A 15,008-nucleotide genomic window follows, 5' to 3' on the forward strand; every position below is an offset into this window, starting at 1 on the left:
TATTGAGTTTCCGAAAGGCTGGTCAGGTAATCGTTTCATAAAGCACATTCAACTCTTTGGAAAGGTTTACCTCCTCTCAGAACGGGAATGTAACAAATAACTTTATCAGGAGGTGCAAGAAAAAATGTCAAACCATCAAGTAAAAGACGAATCCATTCAGACAGAAAAGATTGAGAAGAAGCTAGATTCCTTGAACAATGAGAAAATGGAAGCGATCCTTCGGGATTTCGAAGAGTTCAAATCGTACTTAGGGGAAAAAGTTGAAGCAGGCAAGCGTTTAGGTTTAAGCGATGAAATGCTTGCTAAAGGCGCTGAGAAAGTCGCAAACTATCTGGCTAATAACGTTGAACCGCGCAACAGCGAAGAGAATCTATTAAATGAACTTTGGAAAGTCGGCAATGATGAGGAAAGACATTTTCTTGCACATATGCTCGTTAAACTGACGAACGAATCAAACTAGAAAAGCAGAGCTGCCTGTTTAGTGCAGACAGATACTAAAATTCTAATTTCATAGAAAAAATCCATCCAGCAGCGGATGGATTTTTTTTATTTCAGCGAAGATAAATCGCTTTTCACATCTACAAGCAGTGCATTGCCTTCATCAGAGACTATCACTTTTGCATATTTTGCATGTCGTTCCAGTTCCATCCCTGTTCCCTCTTCTACAAAAAAGGATTCGATTCCAAGAATGATGCCGTCATAGCCATTGTATTTTCCAGTCAGATAGGCTTCATCCACTTCAGGCTCTTTGAAAGTTTCCGCTGCTCTTCCTTTTGCCGTTTCTCCAGTCGGCCTGTAAATCCCCTTGCTGTCTTTTTTCACTTTAACGGTGATGACAGATCCGGTTTTAACGCCATCTTCCGGTTCGTATCTTGCGGCTTCATATCTCAGCTGTACATAATCTCCCTGAAGCATTGACCTTGGATCAAGCGGTTCAAGTTCAAGCACAACTACTTTCCCTTTATCCAGCGCTTTTTCATTTAAAAAGCTCTGGTAACCTGTAAAAGCAAGCTGAAGGGTAAAAACTACTGCTATCAAAGCCCAGGTTCTGTTTGTAAAAACCTTTACTCCTGCAGGTTTTTCTTTATCAACGAATCTCACTGCTGCAAAAATCAGCAGGCCAAGGAGCAGGAAGGTCAGCGATTTGTGAAGCAGCTTCCAGGCAAAATCGTAATACAGGCCGATGAAAAAGAGGATAAAAAATACCCAGGTTATATTTCTCTTCACAAGCCCATCTCTTTTATGATAATGGGCAAGCATGACTGCGCTAAATCCAAAATACAGAATCTGATAGACAAGCGTTTCCTGCCAATCTGTACCCCAGAAGGCGGCCGGATAAAGAAGCAGGAATCCGTAAAAGAGGCAGAAGCTGCTCAGCTGTCTCACTCTATCAATTGGCACTAGCATCTGCAAGAATTGAACAATGGATAAGAGGGCTAAAACAAGGCGGAAATGCTCCATCCATTGTAAGTGCACAGAAAATAGACTGATGAAGCTCGCAAGCATAAAAGAATAGGCGAGAAACTGAAGAAATTTTTCCCGTTCGATCAGGATCATCACAAAACTGACCGCAATAAAGAGAATGGCTGTGCCGGCATTAAGCATGAAAAGAACTCCAAATGCTGTTAAAATCCCTGTAATAAATAATGTGTACCGTGCTGCTGTATAGAGCTTTTTCCAAAAAACGGCTGTGCCTATGAATAGAAGACTGAACACCGCAAGGCTATATTCTGACTGAAAGATAAGGAACAATAATCCGCCCAGGCTGAACGAAAGCAAGAGAGACGAAGTGAAGGTTATAATCACAATCAGAATATTTTTAAACACTTTATACATCAGCGAGTCATCAGGCGCTATCCTCGCAACACGGACTGCAAGGTAAATACCGCCTCCCAAAAAGAGCAGTGTCCCAAGAATGGAAAACAAATAAAAGCTGTATGGTCCGATTTTATCGGCAAGTCTTATGCTGAGTTCTGCATATTTAGAAAGGGCAAAAACGCCCAGCATCACAAACGTAATAATTGTCAGCGTATGATAGCTGTCTTTTTTCATAAACAGGAAGTAGCTAAGAATAATGACAAACAAGTACACGATGTTCATCCAGGAACTATAAGGTTCAAACACCTCGTAAAATGACATGATGATCAAAAAGAGATGAATGACTGTAAAAGCTGCATATTCCAGAGGTTTTAGCTTTAAGAAATTAGCTAAGCCAAATATGGCGGCATTAAGGATGACCATGCCAAGATAAATGAGCCATTCTTCAAAATCAGAACGATTGATGGATACACTTGTCGGAAACATGTAAAACCAATATGAAAGCAGCAATAGCCCATAGCTAAGAATGGTAAACGGCTGATATCGCGTAATAACAGCGAGCGCAATCGAAGGCACCATCCAGATGAAAAATAATAGATAACTGTCAGCATGCGAATTATATATTTGCCCGATCAAAGCTGCAGCAGCACCGAAAGAGATTGCCCCGCCGACAAGCAGCCATTTTGGGAGAGCCTCCCGATTGGACAAAATCTTTCCGCTCAAAAAGCTTGCTCCGTAAAATAAAACCATCATACCAATTGCAAGACCCACCTTTTCCAATCGTTCAAAACCGCTCCAATTGGAAGCAAAAAAATAAAGAATGCCCGATAAAACAAAAATGATTGCACTGAGATACCCCAGCGGAATGAGTTTGCTCAATATGATCACCGTACTTTCCCTAAAGAACTGATTGCTGTTTTCATCTTATCATTTTTTTACTAGTCATATAGGCGATTCCTATTATCTGGTATAAAAAAAGAGATTCTTCCTTGAAAGCAGTGACTTCTTTTTCGAACAGGCTTATCTTATTCGTCCTTAAGCTTGTTTTCATCCCCTCCACACCATTAACTTACTTATATTCCATTTTATGAGCAGCGGATTTAAGCTGAACTGATGAGGTGAAATTTTTATTTTTATTTTTTGGGGTCTCCTTTCTCTGAACGCCAAGAAATTTTTTAATTACCGTGTGACAAAAGAGGTAAAAGGATTTTTATCAGGTACTCTTCGGGTTTTATCCTTCGTATCTTTGTTTATCGGGCACTCCAAACTTTATTTCGGGCACACTTCACTTTTTTTCGGGCTCTATTTCAAATTTATCAGACACTATTCAGGTTTCATATTTTGAAATAGAAAGCTCTTAAACGCCAAGCTGCACTTTTTTTCCAAAAAAGGAAATCTTGATTTTCCATGTGTTTTCTTTTTAGGTATAATGAATATGGGAATCCGTTCTTTACCTACTTAAGGAGATGTTTGCATTGCTGAAAGTAATGAAACGAAATATAGTCCTCATCTTATGTATAATCGGTTTTGCATCACCTTTTATTTTTATTCAATTATCAGATTGGTTTTACTATAGCTCATTGATCGGGTGGATCATAGGCTTCATTTGTATTACTGCAGCTTATGTGATTGTGAGTAAAAGACCTGATGAAGAATCCACAGGGGAGAGAACGACATAGAAAATGGACGAAAGATCCCTTTCGTCCATTTTTTCATCTTAATAACCGCAGTCCATTCAGGATAACAAGAATCGTGCTTCCTTCATGTCCGATTACACCAAGCGGCAAATCGAGCACCTGCAGGAAATTCGAGCAAATCAGCAGTGCAATGATTGACATTGAGAAAATAATATTCTGTTTCACAATCTTATCCATTTTTCTAGAGACTTCAATGGCTTTTTTCAGTTTGGTCAAATCATTTTTCATCAGGACAACATCCGCCGTTTCAAGGGCAACATCCGTCCCTTCGCCCATGGCAATTCCGACACTCGCCGCAGCCAGTGCTGGAGCATCATTAATGCCATCCCCGATCATTGCTGTATGACCGTACTTCTTCCTAAGTTTCTTCACTTCTGCCACTTTATCATCAGGCAGGCATTCCGAAATAAATTGGTCTACTCTTGCAGCACTTGCCACGGATTGTGCTGTGGACTCATTATCCCCTGTCAGCATTACCGTGTGAATTCCCGCTTTTTTGAGCTCATCAATCGCTTGAACGGCATCCGTTCTAAGCACATCCTGAAGGCTCAGAACGGCCGCGATCCCGCTCTCATTTTTCACATAGACAATGGTTTTCCCCTCATGTGCTCTCTCAAAGCCAAATGCCGTCATCTCGTTCTCTTCCTCATTTTCCGCGACGGGTTTTCCTACACTCCACATTTCACCCTTCCATTTGGCCGTTACACCAAAACCTGATTGCTCCTGTATATCCAGCATTTCGGGATGAAGAGAGGGATATTTCTTTTCGATATAGCATACGATCGCCTTTGCAAGCGGATGATTGGACTGCTTTTCAATTGACAGCACCGCACTGAACACTTCAGCTTCATCTGCATGTTTGCTGATTTTCACATCTGTCACAACAGGTTCCCCTTTTGTGAGCGTCCCTGTTTTGTCGAAAGCGATTACCTTCAGCTTGCTTAACCTCTCTAAATGAACTCCGCCCTTGAATAGCAAGCCATTTCTTGCACCATTAGAGATGGCTGACAGAGTCGCAGGCGTTATGGATGCGACCAGGGCGCATGGTGAGGCCACCACCATCAGAACCATCGCCCGGTAGAAGCTCTCATTGAAGCTCCACCCCAGCAGATAATGCGGCAAAACCATCATCAATGCAACGGCAATTAATACACCTTTTACATAAGTTCCTTCAAACTTCTCAATAAATTGCTGTGAGGGCGACTTTTCTGACTGAGCAGATTGAACGAGCTTAATAATCTTTTGAAAAAGGGTTTCATCGCTGTTTTTTGTTACTTTTACTGTTATAGAACCATTAATATTGACTGTGCCGGCGAAAACAGTGTCCTCCGCCTTTTTCTCAACAGGGATGGATTCACCTGTTATTGCTGCCTGATCAATACTTGTTGTTCCAGATGCAATTTCACCGTCTGTCGGAATTCGTTCACCTGGCCTTACAGCAATCAAGTCTCCAATCTCAAGCGAAGAGACATGAACTCTTATTTCTTTGCCATCTTTAAGCAGGGAAGCCTCCTCAGGCTGAAGCTCCATCAGTGCCGAAAGCTCACGCTGGCTTTTGTTCAGTGTATAGGTTTCAAGCGCCCCGCTTAATGCAAAAATAAAGATTAAAATGGCGCCTTCAATCCAATATCCAATGATTCCTGAACCAATGGCTGCAAAGACCATCAGCAATTCTACATTCAGCTTTCTCTCTTCAAGTGTTTCCTCAATTCCTTCTTTTGCTTTCGCATATCCGCCGATTAAAAAAGCTGATATAAATAAAGCGACAGCTGCAGCTGAGTCCCCCTGATTTGTTTGAATGGCCCATCCTATCAAAATAAGGATTCCAGAGACAATGGCAGCAATCAATTCCCCGTATTCTTTTAGTCTATCAAATTTTGTATTCTCATCATGTTCACGATGAAGTGCATTTTCATTTACAAGCATGGTATACCTCCCTAATTGAGAAAAATAATCATCTTCATTAAGCATTATAAAAATATAAATACTGCTGATAAACAGCAGCAAACCACTATAAATCCGCTTTGTTGAATCAGTATATGTCTCATTATACCAAAACGTACACAAAACTCAATCAAAAATTATTATTATTTTTATTTAATAATTATTATCAATAAGAACACAAAAAAAAGACTGATCATAAACCAGCCTTTGAAAATTGGAATATATATTTGACGCGGTAAAGCCCATTTTTTGTTTTTTCTTCAAGCGGTATAGCCAAAAAGGTTATATAGTAGTTTCCAGCCGAAATTTCATAGACTGATTTTTTTGATAAAATACTTTTGATTTCAACAGCACCATTTACGACTCGAAACGGTACTTTGCATGTAAATTCATGTTTGGAATTCAGCTCGGGCTGATCTTGTACAACTTGAATTTCTGCAGATGAATTGGACAATGCAGCAAATGAAACCGCATATTCATCGGCAGCATATCCTTTTTTATAATCCTGCACCGACCATTCAAAATGCGGAGGACTGATGCCAATATTGGAAATGATTATTTGCTGATAGGATACAAGAATTTCATCTTTTCTTTTTATTTCCTTCATTTACTCACACTCCATCACGAAATTCAGTCAGTGTTAAATAAAACCCTTGTGCCGTCAGGATAATCCTCGAGCTGATTGCCGACCCACGCACCTGCTCCTCCTTCTTCGCACATAGCCATCGGCCATTCATCACGATCGTATCCAGTCTTAGCAGAGATTCCGGCAAGGCTTTCTTCCCTTCTCTCCTCTGCTCCATCACGTTCAATCGTACACACATCGGAATGCCCGGCAGCAATCGCGTCACTGACATGATGTTTCAGGATACCTATCCATAGGAAAATATAAGATTTCATCATAGGCCGAATAAGCAGCAGCTTTCCCGGGAGCCTGTCCCTCAATTAAACCTGCGAGTGCCATTATAACAAGAATGAGTCCAATTACCATTTTTCCCATTCCTAAATTTATCCTCCAATGTGTTTTTTTCCTTCATCTTCAATATAATTCATGATTGAAAAGAGCAGTTTAAGCCTATTTAAAACGATTGTTAAGACTGAATGTCAGTTTTGTAAATCTAGTTTCATAGGCACCCTACTTATGGATGAAGAAATCTTTTATTCCTGATGCTTTAAAGAGAATTCAATCAGTATAGAGCAAAAGAAATGGTTCTCTTCACTTTTAATAGCTATTAAGGAAAAGGAATCCATTAAAAGATATAGAAAGTCTTAATAAAGGAGTTGGTTATAGGATGCTTCATGAGAAAAAAGTGACATTGAGAAGATTAAAACCGGAGGATATCCCATTATTATGGGAGTTTATATATGGACAGGCAGAGCCTGAATGGAAAAAATGGGATGCCCCCTATTTCCCTGTAGGTACAATGACAAGAAAAGATTTTGAAAAACAAAAAAAAAAAGAAACGAAAGATCCGAATCCGAACAAGCTCTATATTGAAGTAGAGCAGCAGTTAATCGGCATGGTAACCTACTATTGGAAACATCAGCCATCAAACTGGCTTGAAGTTGGCATTGTTATTTATCAGCCCGCTAATTGGCATAGAGGTGCCGGTACGGAAGCCTTGAAGCTTTGGATTCAGCATTTGTTCGATAAATATAAGCTGATTCGAATCGGTTTAACAACCTGGTCAGGAAATACAAGAATGATCAGAGTGGCTGAAAAAACAGGTATGAGAGAAGAAGGCAGAATCCGCAAGTGCAGATATTACAAAGGTTCCTATTACGACTCCATCAAGATGGGCATGCTTAGAGAGGAATGGCTTGATGGATCTGCAAAAAAAGTATAAAAACACCGTTTTATCTCCAAAATAGAAGCAGAAGTCAGCTTTTCTATTTTGAGAGGAGGACATGTAGATGGCACTAGTCGTCATTTGCAGACATTGCAGCGGAGCAGGCAAAATCAGAACGAATTCCTTTATTCCCCTTGCGAAAAAGTGCCTGCAGTGCAATGGAACCGGCAAATATCAGGAATTCACCTATAAGAATTAAGATAAATGCAAGTGCCAAGGACCGCTCCGAAAGGCAGATAAGGATTCGACGGAAAAGTCCGGATCTGACTTTTTTGGACCATGGAGTTAGGCGATCCGCTTGCCATCAAGCGCGCAAAATTTTAACATTCCAATAGCTTAACTAAAAAGGAAGCATTCCAGAATGCTTCCATCTTTTTTTCTACATTAAATTTACCAAAACATTATACACAAAAAATAAAAGGCCGATTACCGTTGCCAATGATCCGATGATTGTAAGCAGCAATAAACTGTTCGTTCCCGAAACAGTAAATACAAGGCCAATCATCATTAGCGGCAGTCCTATATTATGAAGCCAAAAGTGAGCCTTTGCCAAAAAATGATCCGTTAACTCAGGAAATAAATAATATAAGATACCGGCAATCGTAAGTGTCGTCCATCCGAGTAAATTAATATGGACGTGAACCGGAGTGAGCGTATAATCATCAGCAATCGACATATAAAGACCGAGCAGAAGACCTAAAGCCAAGTATAGAACAGAAATCTTGATGGTCTTTATCCCCATTTGATTACCTCCCGTCTTTTTAAGATACAATTTAATTTACGCTCTGCAGGCGCTTATTTAGAAATTGTCCATCAAAAAAAGAAGGAAGACCGGAAGGAGGCTGAGTGCTGTCCCCTGTTTGCTTTTGCTTAAAAAACATATCAAACAACTCCGATGTCAGGTGGCATGCCATTTTCATGAAAAAAGATCATAAGAAAAAGCACCTTAAACAAGGTGCTTTTCTTTCCTACATAAACATTCCTACTAATACTGCTGTAATAAAACTTGCTAATGTTCCCCCGACGATCGCCTTTAATCCAAGTTTAGATACAAGGGAACGCTTCGTCGGCTCGAGTGATCCTAAACCGACGATCAGCTGGCCAATAGAAGACAGGTTGGCAAAGTTACAAAGAGCAATTGATAGAATGGCTACTGTTTTAGGTTCTAACTCATCAATCATTTTACTTAAGTCAAGATATGCAACAAATTCATTGACTGATAATTTCGTTCCGATAATAGAAGCTGCTCTGAAAGCATCCTCAAACGGAATACCAATCATGATGGCAAATGGATAGAATACATAGCCAAAAATCGTGGAAAGGTCCGTTCCAATCAGGCCAAGACCTCCATTGATCAGGGCCAGAATGCTTATAAACGCAATCAGCAGACCACCAATGTTCAAAGCAAGTGTCACGCCGCTGACAGCTCCTTCAGCGATTGCTTCAAAAACATTCGCATGCTTCGTTTTTTCCATAGCAACATTGTCATTTGTTTTGGAGATCTCTGTTTCTGGCTCCAAAAGTTTGGCCGTAATCAAAGAAACAAACGGAACGCTGAAAACTGAGATGAGCAGATATTTCATGTCTATTCCCATGAGTGAATATCCGACAAGGATTGCACCGCTGGCAGAGGCTGTTCCCCCAACCATAATTGCAAATAGTTCTGATCTTGTAAGATCTTTTAAATATGGCCGCACAAGCAAAGGAGTTTCAACTAAACCTAAAAATGAATTTCCGACAGCACTGAACGTTTCCACCTTTGTTGTGCCTAAAAGTTTGCCGATTGATAAACCAATTATTCTAACAACGAACGGAATAATTCGTAGATAATATAGGGCTGAAATAAGGGCTGAAATAAAAATAATGACAGCTAGGACATTTATTGCAAAAACAAATGTAATATTGGTTCCTTCATCATAAAATCCGCCAAAAACAAACTCAATGCCTTCACTGCTGAAATCAATAATTTTTTGAACAGCAAAAGCCGCTTTCTCTAAAATCATCTCTCCCGCTTTTACCTTCATTACAAATAATATCAAAGCAGCTTGAAGCAATAACCCAATGCTGATTGTTTTCCAGGGAATGCTTTTGCGATTGCTGCTTAAAAGCCAGCCAAGAAATAATATACCTGCAAGAGATAAGATTCCGTACAAAATAGTCAAATGAACGCCCCCATGTATTAAAATCATCAGTCGTTTTCCAATCATGATAGCGCAGTCAGATGTCTGACATCTTAAAATGAATAAAAAAGAGGCCTCTGTTCAAGACTTTATAAAGAAAGCTTGAACAATGACCTCTGTATCAGACAACCTGTTCGTACTCTCCTTATAGTCCGGCACTTTAAGGCTGCCAGGTAGAAACTTATGGACCATATCTCCATGATTATATAAGGAAAACGTATGAAGTTATCTTCGTATTTTACAGCGGGACAAGTGCTTTTTCAATCCTTTTTCTTATTATCAAACTAGCAAATGTATTTCAATCTTTCAGAACCGTCAGTAAACACTGTCTCTGCGCTCTGTAAGCCACAGTGTAATCCCGATTTTCTGGCAGATTGTCACATAATGCATGAGCGTTAATAACACAATGCCTGTATTCATGCCAAGAATAATTCCAGCCATTTGCAGCGAAGGCTGTGAACCGAGCAAAAACATCATGCCAAACGAGACAATATGCGACCAGACAGTATGGTAAAAAGCATCTTTCACAAGCCCAAGTCCGATTAAATAAGCCTGCATGGGAATGACGAAAAAGTGAAACAAAAAGTATGGCCACAGCAGCTTCAGATAAAAAGCTGCCTGATCAGATGAGAAAAAAAGCGATGTCAGCGGTTCAGCAAATAGATAAATAATAAATACGGCCGGTATTCCGTAAAGCATAGTAAAAGACATCGATTGCTGGAGAAGGACCCGCAGCGTCTTTGTATCCTGCTTGCCGTACGAATCAGAAACGTTTGGAATCAGCATGATCATTAAGGAATGAGCAATAAATGCCGGAAAGAAGCCAATTGTCATCGCCACTCCAGTCAGCATGCCAAAATGCTCAGTTGCAGCAACCGTGCCGAATCCAGCAGTAATTAGGGCTGTCTGAATTAAAAAAGGCTGAATTGCATTCGTAATGGCATGAAAAATCCTCAGGCCTGTAGTCGGAAGGGATACAGACAGCAGCTTTTGCCTAGCATGTTTACCGGTTGTAAATGTGTTGTCCTCATTTTTCAGAGCATGCATATGTACCAAAAACATACTGATCAAATAGACAAATACAATCAGTTCACTGCCTATAAAAGCACAGAGCGCAATCAATAAAGCATTTTGATCAAATTGAAAAATGGTGAAAATGAGCAGCAGCACACTGAATTGCACAGCTTTTCTTAAAAAATTAGAAAACGCAATCTTGCCCATCTGCTGAACACCCATAAAATATCCTCTCGCAATCGAAGAAAACGACGCAATGGGAATTAGGCCAATAATCAGCCATTTTACAATCGGATGAAATCCCTCAAGCAAAGATGTAGCTGAAAAAAGGACGACGCTTGCCAGCAGTACAGCAAGGGTAACAACTAGTGTCATCTGCAGGGCATGGCGCAGCATATTGTAATGCAGGACCCGTTTGTTTTCAGCAATGTATTTTGAGATAGAAATCGGCAGTTCAAGACTTGCAAGGACGGCAACTAAAAATATGACAGGCAATATGGACATATACCTGCCCATTCCTTCTTCTCCAAGCTCTCTGGCTAAAATCATGTTGACGAAGAATTCGATGCATTCACTGAAAAAAGCGGCAACGATTAATAAGAGGGTTCCTTTGAAAAAAGAATTCATGCTGACTCACTCCTTGGCGAAGAACTTTCTAAAAGTCTATGAGACAAGTCATTGAATTATTTTAAAATTTGTTATTATAATCGTTTTTCTCTAATCAATCACACCTGTTTCAGTTATCATGACCTCTGGCTTAATCTCTACAGACAGTTTTGGATAGGTCTCTTTCCATTCTTTTTTTCCAAAACCTCTAATCTCACTTTCCAATAGATCTTGGATTCCAAGAGGATCAGTATCTGATTCTTTAAATTGTTCGATCAATTGTTTCGATTCTTTTATAATCTCTTTTTCAAATGCATTTTCCATTTCACTTTTAATTTTAGGTGTAATCATTTTTCCGGTATACTGCTGAACAATTCCGCTGATTTTTACTTTTATCGTAAGTTTAGTTGGATCATGCTTATTTACTTCTATTTTGCGGTCAGAGAAAATGGCTTGTATCGCTGCCAGTTCCTTTTTCGGCAGTTGAAGTGAATAGGTTCCTTCTGTATATTTATCAGCAATCAGTTTAAAAAAAATCAGCTTTTCATTTGGAATTTCGCTGACCATCTTGTCACCTTTAAATAGCGCAAGTCCATCAAGTTCAACTGTATCTCCTTCCCCCTTTTTCAAAATGGGCAAATAGGGGTCACTGTCCTTTGCATACAAATCATATAGAAAAATGTGCAGGTTCGTTTTTGGGATATCTCTGCTTTCAATATTGTGACGGATCAGGTTTGAAATATATGCTTCCGCTCCTCTGGTTCCAAATTTCGCCTTCATAATGGAATTGGCACTCTCTCTGCCTACTGTCAAATAGACTCTCGATCCTACACTTGCATCCCTCTGAAGAGCATCAACCAGAGATGTCAGCCCTTTTTTAGCAATTTCCTCTGAATAGATGACAACTGAAACTTTCCCCAGAACAAGAGGGTCAGATGATTTACGCTGAAGGTGAGTTAAAATATCTTTGCTCATCTCCATGGACGTGGTGTCCTCAATGATTTCACTTTCCACAGGAGCATCCTGCTGATATACCGGTATCACAACGGTTCCTTTTATTTGATCGGAGTTTTCCATGTCATAGCCTACTACCGTAATAATATTGACATCGTCCAATATCTCTTTTTCTAAACAGCCTGTCAAAAGCAGCAGCGGAATGAAAAGAACAAGCATTTTACGTTTCAACTTTCCGCCCTCCCTTCCATTTTCGGTAAATTAAAGTGAGTAAATACAGCAACGGAATGTAAGCACTAAATAAATAGAAACCTACCTCGCCAAGAAAATTATTAATAAAATTAATCTGTTCACGGTCTTTAATATAATTTACTGCTGCATAACAGACGGCGAGGACAATCAAGATTGTGTATTTCTGCTTTATTTTTACAACTTGTTTTATGCCTCTGCTTGCACACCAAAGGGATAAACAAACGTTCGGCAGGATGACGAGGTTCCAGTTTGCGATCCCAATATATTCAAACCTTTCTACAAACGGCATCTCGACAATTTTCCACATAGTCAGTGTTGCCCATACGTTTCTCTGAAGCTGCTCTTCACTAAAATAAACAATGCTGAACAACATAATGATCAAATAGAAGAAAGTTGTAAAGGCGGCACCCATGTGTGCCCACTTTTTTGACTTTTCAGGATTTTTCAGAAAAGGATAGTACATAAACAGGGCTTCAAAGCCTAAGACTGTCAGCGACATATTCTTCGTGCTTTTCAAAAGATCACTGATGGAGTGATCAAAAAATGGCATCAGGTTATTGAAATTCGCAAATTTCAGTGTGAACAGATACGTAAAAATCAGGTATCCCGGGAGAACTACACCGAAAAAGCAAATCCCTGTCACCACGCGAAACCCGCCATTTAATATGTAATAAACAAGAACCAAAAAAATAAAGCTGTACATCCAGACATTCAGATCCGGAAACATCCATACCTGTATAACCTCTATATAAGTTCGGAGGATATTAATAGCAAGACATGTAAAATAAATAATGACAATTGCATTTAGGCCATTGCCGATCCACTTGCCAAAAATCTTTCTATGTATATCAAGGATGTTTCCCTCTTGATCCTTTAAGATCTGATAAATTAAAAAGATTGAGATATGAACAATGACTCCTGAAGCAAGGACCGCTATCCAGGCATCGTGACCGGAGTCCAGCGAAAGAAAGCGCTGAAAGCCAAGTACTCCCACACCAAACTGAAGGGAGTGAATAAGAAAAAATGCTAGAAAATGCGAGACTTGATACCGTTCTGCTATCTTTTTCATCTGAACACCTCACGATCTGCTATTCATCTATATCATGTCTCTGTTTCGCTTTTTTTGCTGAAAATTTATCGGGCTGTTTCGTCCGCAGGGCCAAAGGTCTCTTACTTAATGTAGAGAAAGGAAAACGGATTACCGCATCTTTAAGGTCCCTGCTCCGGGGCGGATAGACCGGCACCAAAAAGGGCCTTCCGAGAGAAGTCAGCCTCAAGAGATGAGTAGTTAAAAAACAAAAACATAAAACGATGCCAAGAAGACCATAGAGCTGTGCGAAAATTAAAAATGGAAATCTCAGCAGGCGAATCGTATTGCCCATCTTGTAAACCGGAGTGGTAAACGATGCAAGTGCTGACAATGCGACGATGATCAGAAGAACGTTACTGGTCAGGCCTGCTTCAACAGATGCCGTTCCAATAACGATCCCGCCTACGATACCGATTGTCTGGCCGACCTTTGTCGGCAATCGTGCTCCAGCTTCCCTGAGCAATTCAATGGTAAGCTCCAAAAACAGTGCTTCTAATATAGGAGGCAGAGGAATTTCACGCCTGGATGTGACAAGCGTGTTCAGCAAATCCTTTGGAATTAATTCATAATGAAACGTCAGTGTCGCTACATATACTGGTGTAACCAAGATGGAAAACGCTACAGCAAACACACGGATCAGCCTGAAAAAAGATGCTAGAACCCAATTTAAATAATAATCTTCGAAGGATGAGAAAAATTCCACTAGAGTTGTCGGTCCAATTAAAACCTGCGGAGATCCATCGACAATTACAGCTACTTTTCCTTCTGATAGCACAGCAGCTATCCTGTCAGGACGTTCAGAATCAAGCACCTGCGGAAAAGGAGAATTATGATTATCCGAAATGAATTGGGCAACATAGCCGCTGTCGCCTATTTGATCATACGAAATATCTCTTATCCGCTGAGTAATTGTGTTTACATTTTCTTCATCTGCTATGCTGTCAATATAAAGTACAGCAACTTTTGTTTTGGACAAATCACCAATTTGCATTTCTTTTATTCGCAGCTGCGGTACTTGTATTCTTTTACGAATCAAATTGATATTAAATTCAATCGCTTCTACAAATGCTTCTTTCGGACCTACTACACTAAATTCAACTTCAGGAAGTGAGATGTCCCTTGCTTTATTCAATGTAGCTCTTAATAATGCACACGGACTTCCATATTCAGAGAATGAAATAATGACATAGCCTTCCAGCAATTTCTCCGAAACAATATCCGTGTCAATCGTGACAAGGATTTCTTCAATTGGTACAATTTCTTTCAGTTGATGAAGAGTATTCCATTTCTCTTTGAGCAAAGGAGCTAATATGCTCTCATGCAAAAGCTGCGGATCTACAACTGTCCGAATGTACGACACCCAGAATGTGATCTCTTTTGCATTGTGCTCAAATTGGACAAAATCAGACGAGGCCTTGAAGCTAGTAATGATTTCAGCCATCGACGGCTTTGGTTTGCCATTCTGCTTATACATTTTGTTCACGATTTCCACCACATTTCACGATCGTACTTTCCCTTATATTTCCTCCTGTTATCTAAATTATTCAAACTGAAATAATGAAAACGTTTTTACACGCACCAATAGGTCAGGGAGTTTTCCAAA

Annotated in this window: 13 protein-coding genes, 1 pseudogene and 1 riboswitch; of the genes and pseudogenes, 4 read left to right on the top strand and 10 right to left on the bottom strand. The window is 39.9% G+C overall.

Features of this window, described 5'->3' with window-relative positions:
* The first annotated feature begins 124 nt into the window (after nt 1–124).
* Nucleotides 125–460 carry a DUF3243 domain-containing protein gene (locus QFZ72_RS19755; RefSeq protein WP_307436751.1) on the top strand — a complete coding sequence of 112 codons (336 nt, stop codon included), beginning with the start codon at nt 125–127 and terminating at the stop codon, nt 458–460.
* Nucleotides 461–546: 86 nt separating this feature from the next.
* On the opposite strand, the gene QFZ72_RS19760 is transcribed toward QFZ72_RS19755, so the two are convergent.
* Nucleotides 547–2,697, bottom strand: a complete 2,151-nt coding sequence (locus tag QFZ72_RS19760; protein WP_307436753.1) for a GDYXXLXY domain-containing protein — start codon at nt 2,695–2,697, stop codon at nt 547–549.
* A gap of 596 nt (nt 2,698–3,293) precedes the next feature.
* On the opposite strand from QFZ72_RS19760, the gene QFZ72_RS19765 reads away from it, so the two are divergent.
* Nucleotides 3,294–3,497, top strand: coding sequence for a hypothetical protein (locus QFZ72_RS19765; protein ID WP_307436756.1), 204 nt, complete (start codon nt 3,294–3,296; stop codon nt 3,495–3,497).
* 33 nt (nt 3,498–3,530) lie between these two features.
* Here QFZ72_RS19765 and QFZ72_RS19770 read toward each other — a convergent pair whose 3' ends face one another.
* From QFZ72_RS19770 to QFZ72_RS19780, 3 genes and pseudogenes are all read right to left on the bottom strand, one after another.
* On the bottom strand, nt 3,531–5,441 hold the full coding sequence (locus QFZ72_RS19770; RefSeq protein WP_307436760.1) for a heavy metal translocating P-type ATPase: 1,911 nt from the start codon (nt 5,439–5,441) through the stop codon (nt 3,531–3,533).
* Between the two features lie 211 nt (nt 5,442–5,652).
* On the bottom strand, nt 5,653–6,066 hold the full coding sequence (gene comJ / locus QFZ72_RS19775) for a competence protein ComJ (RefSeq protein WP_307436762.1): 414 nt from the start codon (nt 6,064–6,066) through the stop codon (nt 5,653–5,655).
* A gap of 23 nt (nt 6,067–6,089) precedes the next feature.
* Nucleotides 6,090–6,459: pseudogene (locus tag QFZ72_RS19780) on the bottom strand (hypothetical protein).
* 292 nt (nt 6,460–6,751) lie between these two features.
* On the opposite strand from QFZ72_RS19780, the gene QFZ72_RS19785 reads away from it, so the two are divergent.
* The gene (locus QFZ72_RS19785) at nt 6,752–7,306 is read left to right on the top strand and encodes a GNAT family N-acetyltransferase (RefSeq protein ID WP_307436763.1); all 555 of its coding nucleotides are present in this window, start codon (nt 6,752–6,754) and stop codon (nt 7,304–7,306) included.
* Nucleotides 7,307–7,373: 67 nt separating this feature from the next.
* Complete coding sequence (locus QFZ72_RS19790; RefSeq protein WP_307436766.1) at nt 7,374–7,508, top strand: hypothetical protein; 135 nt, start codon at nt 7,374–7,376, stop codon at nt 7,506–7,508.
* 180 nt (nt 7,509–7,688) lie between these two features.
* On the opposite strand, the gene QFZ72_RS19795 is transcribed toward QFZ72_RS19790, so the two are convergent.
* From QFZ72_RS19795 to QFZ72_RS19820, 6 genes are all read right to left on the bottom strand, one after another.
* Nucleotides 7,689–8,051: a cbb3-type cytochrome c oxidase subunit I gene (locus tag QFZ72_RS19795; RefSeq protein WP_307436770.1), complete on the bottom strand. Its 363-nt coding sequence runs from the start codon at nt 8,049–8,051 to the stop codon at nt 7,689–7,691.
* 226 nt (nt 8,052–8,277) lie between these two features.
* The gene (locus QFZ72_RS19800) at nt 8,278–9,471 is read right to left on the bottom strand and encodes a NupC/NupG family nucleoside CNT transporter (RefSeq protein WP_307436772.1); all 1,194 of its coding nucleotides are present in this window, start codon (nt 9,469–9,471) and stop codon (nt 8,278–8,280) included.
* Between the two features lie 146 nt (nt 9,472–9,617).
* A riboswitch (purine riboswitch) is annotated at nt 9,618–9,719 on the bottom strand.
* Nucleotides 9,720–9,804: 85 nt separating this feature from the next.
* Nucleotides 9,805–11,130, bottom strand: coding sequence for a polysaccharide biosynthesis protein (locus QFZ72_RS19805; RefSeq protein WP_307436774.1), 1,326 nt, complete (start codon nt 11,128–11,130; stop codon nt 9,805–9,807).
* A gap of 90 nt (nt 11,131–11,220) precedes the next feature.
* Entirely contained in the window at nt 11,221–12,294 is a 1,074-nt protein-coding gene (locus QFZ72_RS19810) for a Ger(x)C family spore germination protein (protein WP_307436777.1), read from the bottom strand.
* Nucleotides 12,284–13,384, bottom strand: coding sequence for a spore germination protein (locus QFZ72_RS19815; protein ID WP_307436780.1), 1,101 nt, complete (start codon nt 13,382–13,384; stop codon nt 12,284–12,286). The genes QFZ72_RS19810 and QFZ72_RS19815 overlap by 11 nt, the downstream gene beginning before the upstream one ends.
* 19 nt (nt 13,385–13,403) lie before the next feature.
* Complete coding sequence (locus tag QFZ72_RS19820) at nt 13,404–14,879, bottom strand: spore germination protein (RefSeq protein ID WP_307439880.1); 1,476 nt, start codon at nt 14,877–14,879, stop codon at nt 13,404–13,406.
* Nucleotides 14,880–15,008 lie beyond the last annotated feature (129 nt).

Origin of the sequence: Bacillus sp. V2I10 (assembly GCF_030817055.1) — a bacterium.
In the GTDB taxonomy this organism is placed as follows: domain Bacteria; phylum Bacillota; class Bacilli; order Bacillales; family Bacillaceae; genus Bacillus_P.

Excerpts from the sequence above, each read along its gene's own strand:
- comJ (WP_307436762.1), bottom strand. The coding sequence starts at position 6,066 with ATGAAGGAAATAAAAAGAAAAGATGAAATTCTTGTATCCTATCAGCAA.
- QFZ72_RS19790 (WP_307436766.1), top strand. The coding sequence starts at position 7,374 with ATGGCACTAGTCGTCATTTGCAGACATTGCAGCGGAGCAGGCAAAATC.
- QFZ72_RS19785 (WP_307436763.1), top strand. The coding sequence starts at position 6,752 with ATGCTTCATGAGAAAAAAGTGACATTGAGAAGATTAAAACCGGAGGAT.
- QFZ72_RS19815 (WP_307436780.1), bottom strand. The coding sequence starts at position 13,384 with ATGAAAAAGATAGCAGAACGGTATCAAGTCTCGCATTTTCTAGCATTT.
- QFZ72_RS19820 (WP_307439880.1), bottom strand. The coding sequence starts at position 14,879 with ATGTATAAGCAGAATGGCAAACCAAAGCCGTCGATGGCTGAAATCATT.
- QFZ72_RS19805 (WP_307436774.1), bottom strand. The coding sequence starts at position 11,130 with ATGAATTCTTTTTTCAAAGGAACCCTCTTATTAATCGTTGCCGCTTTT.
- QFZ72_RS19755 (WP_307436751.1), top strand. The coding sequence starts at position 125 with ATGTCAAACCATCAAGTAAAAGACGAATCCATTCAGACAGAAAAGATT.
- QFZ72_RS19770 (WP_307436760.1), bottom strand. The coding sequence starts at position 5,441 with ATGCTTGTAAATGAAAATGCACTTCATCGTGAACATGATGAGAATACA.
- QFZ72_RS19795 (WP_307436770.1), bottom strand. The coding sequence starts at position 8,051 with ATGGGGATAAAGACCATCAAGATTTCTGTTCTATACTTGGCTTTAGGT.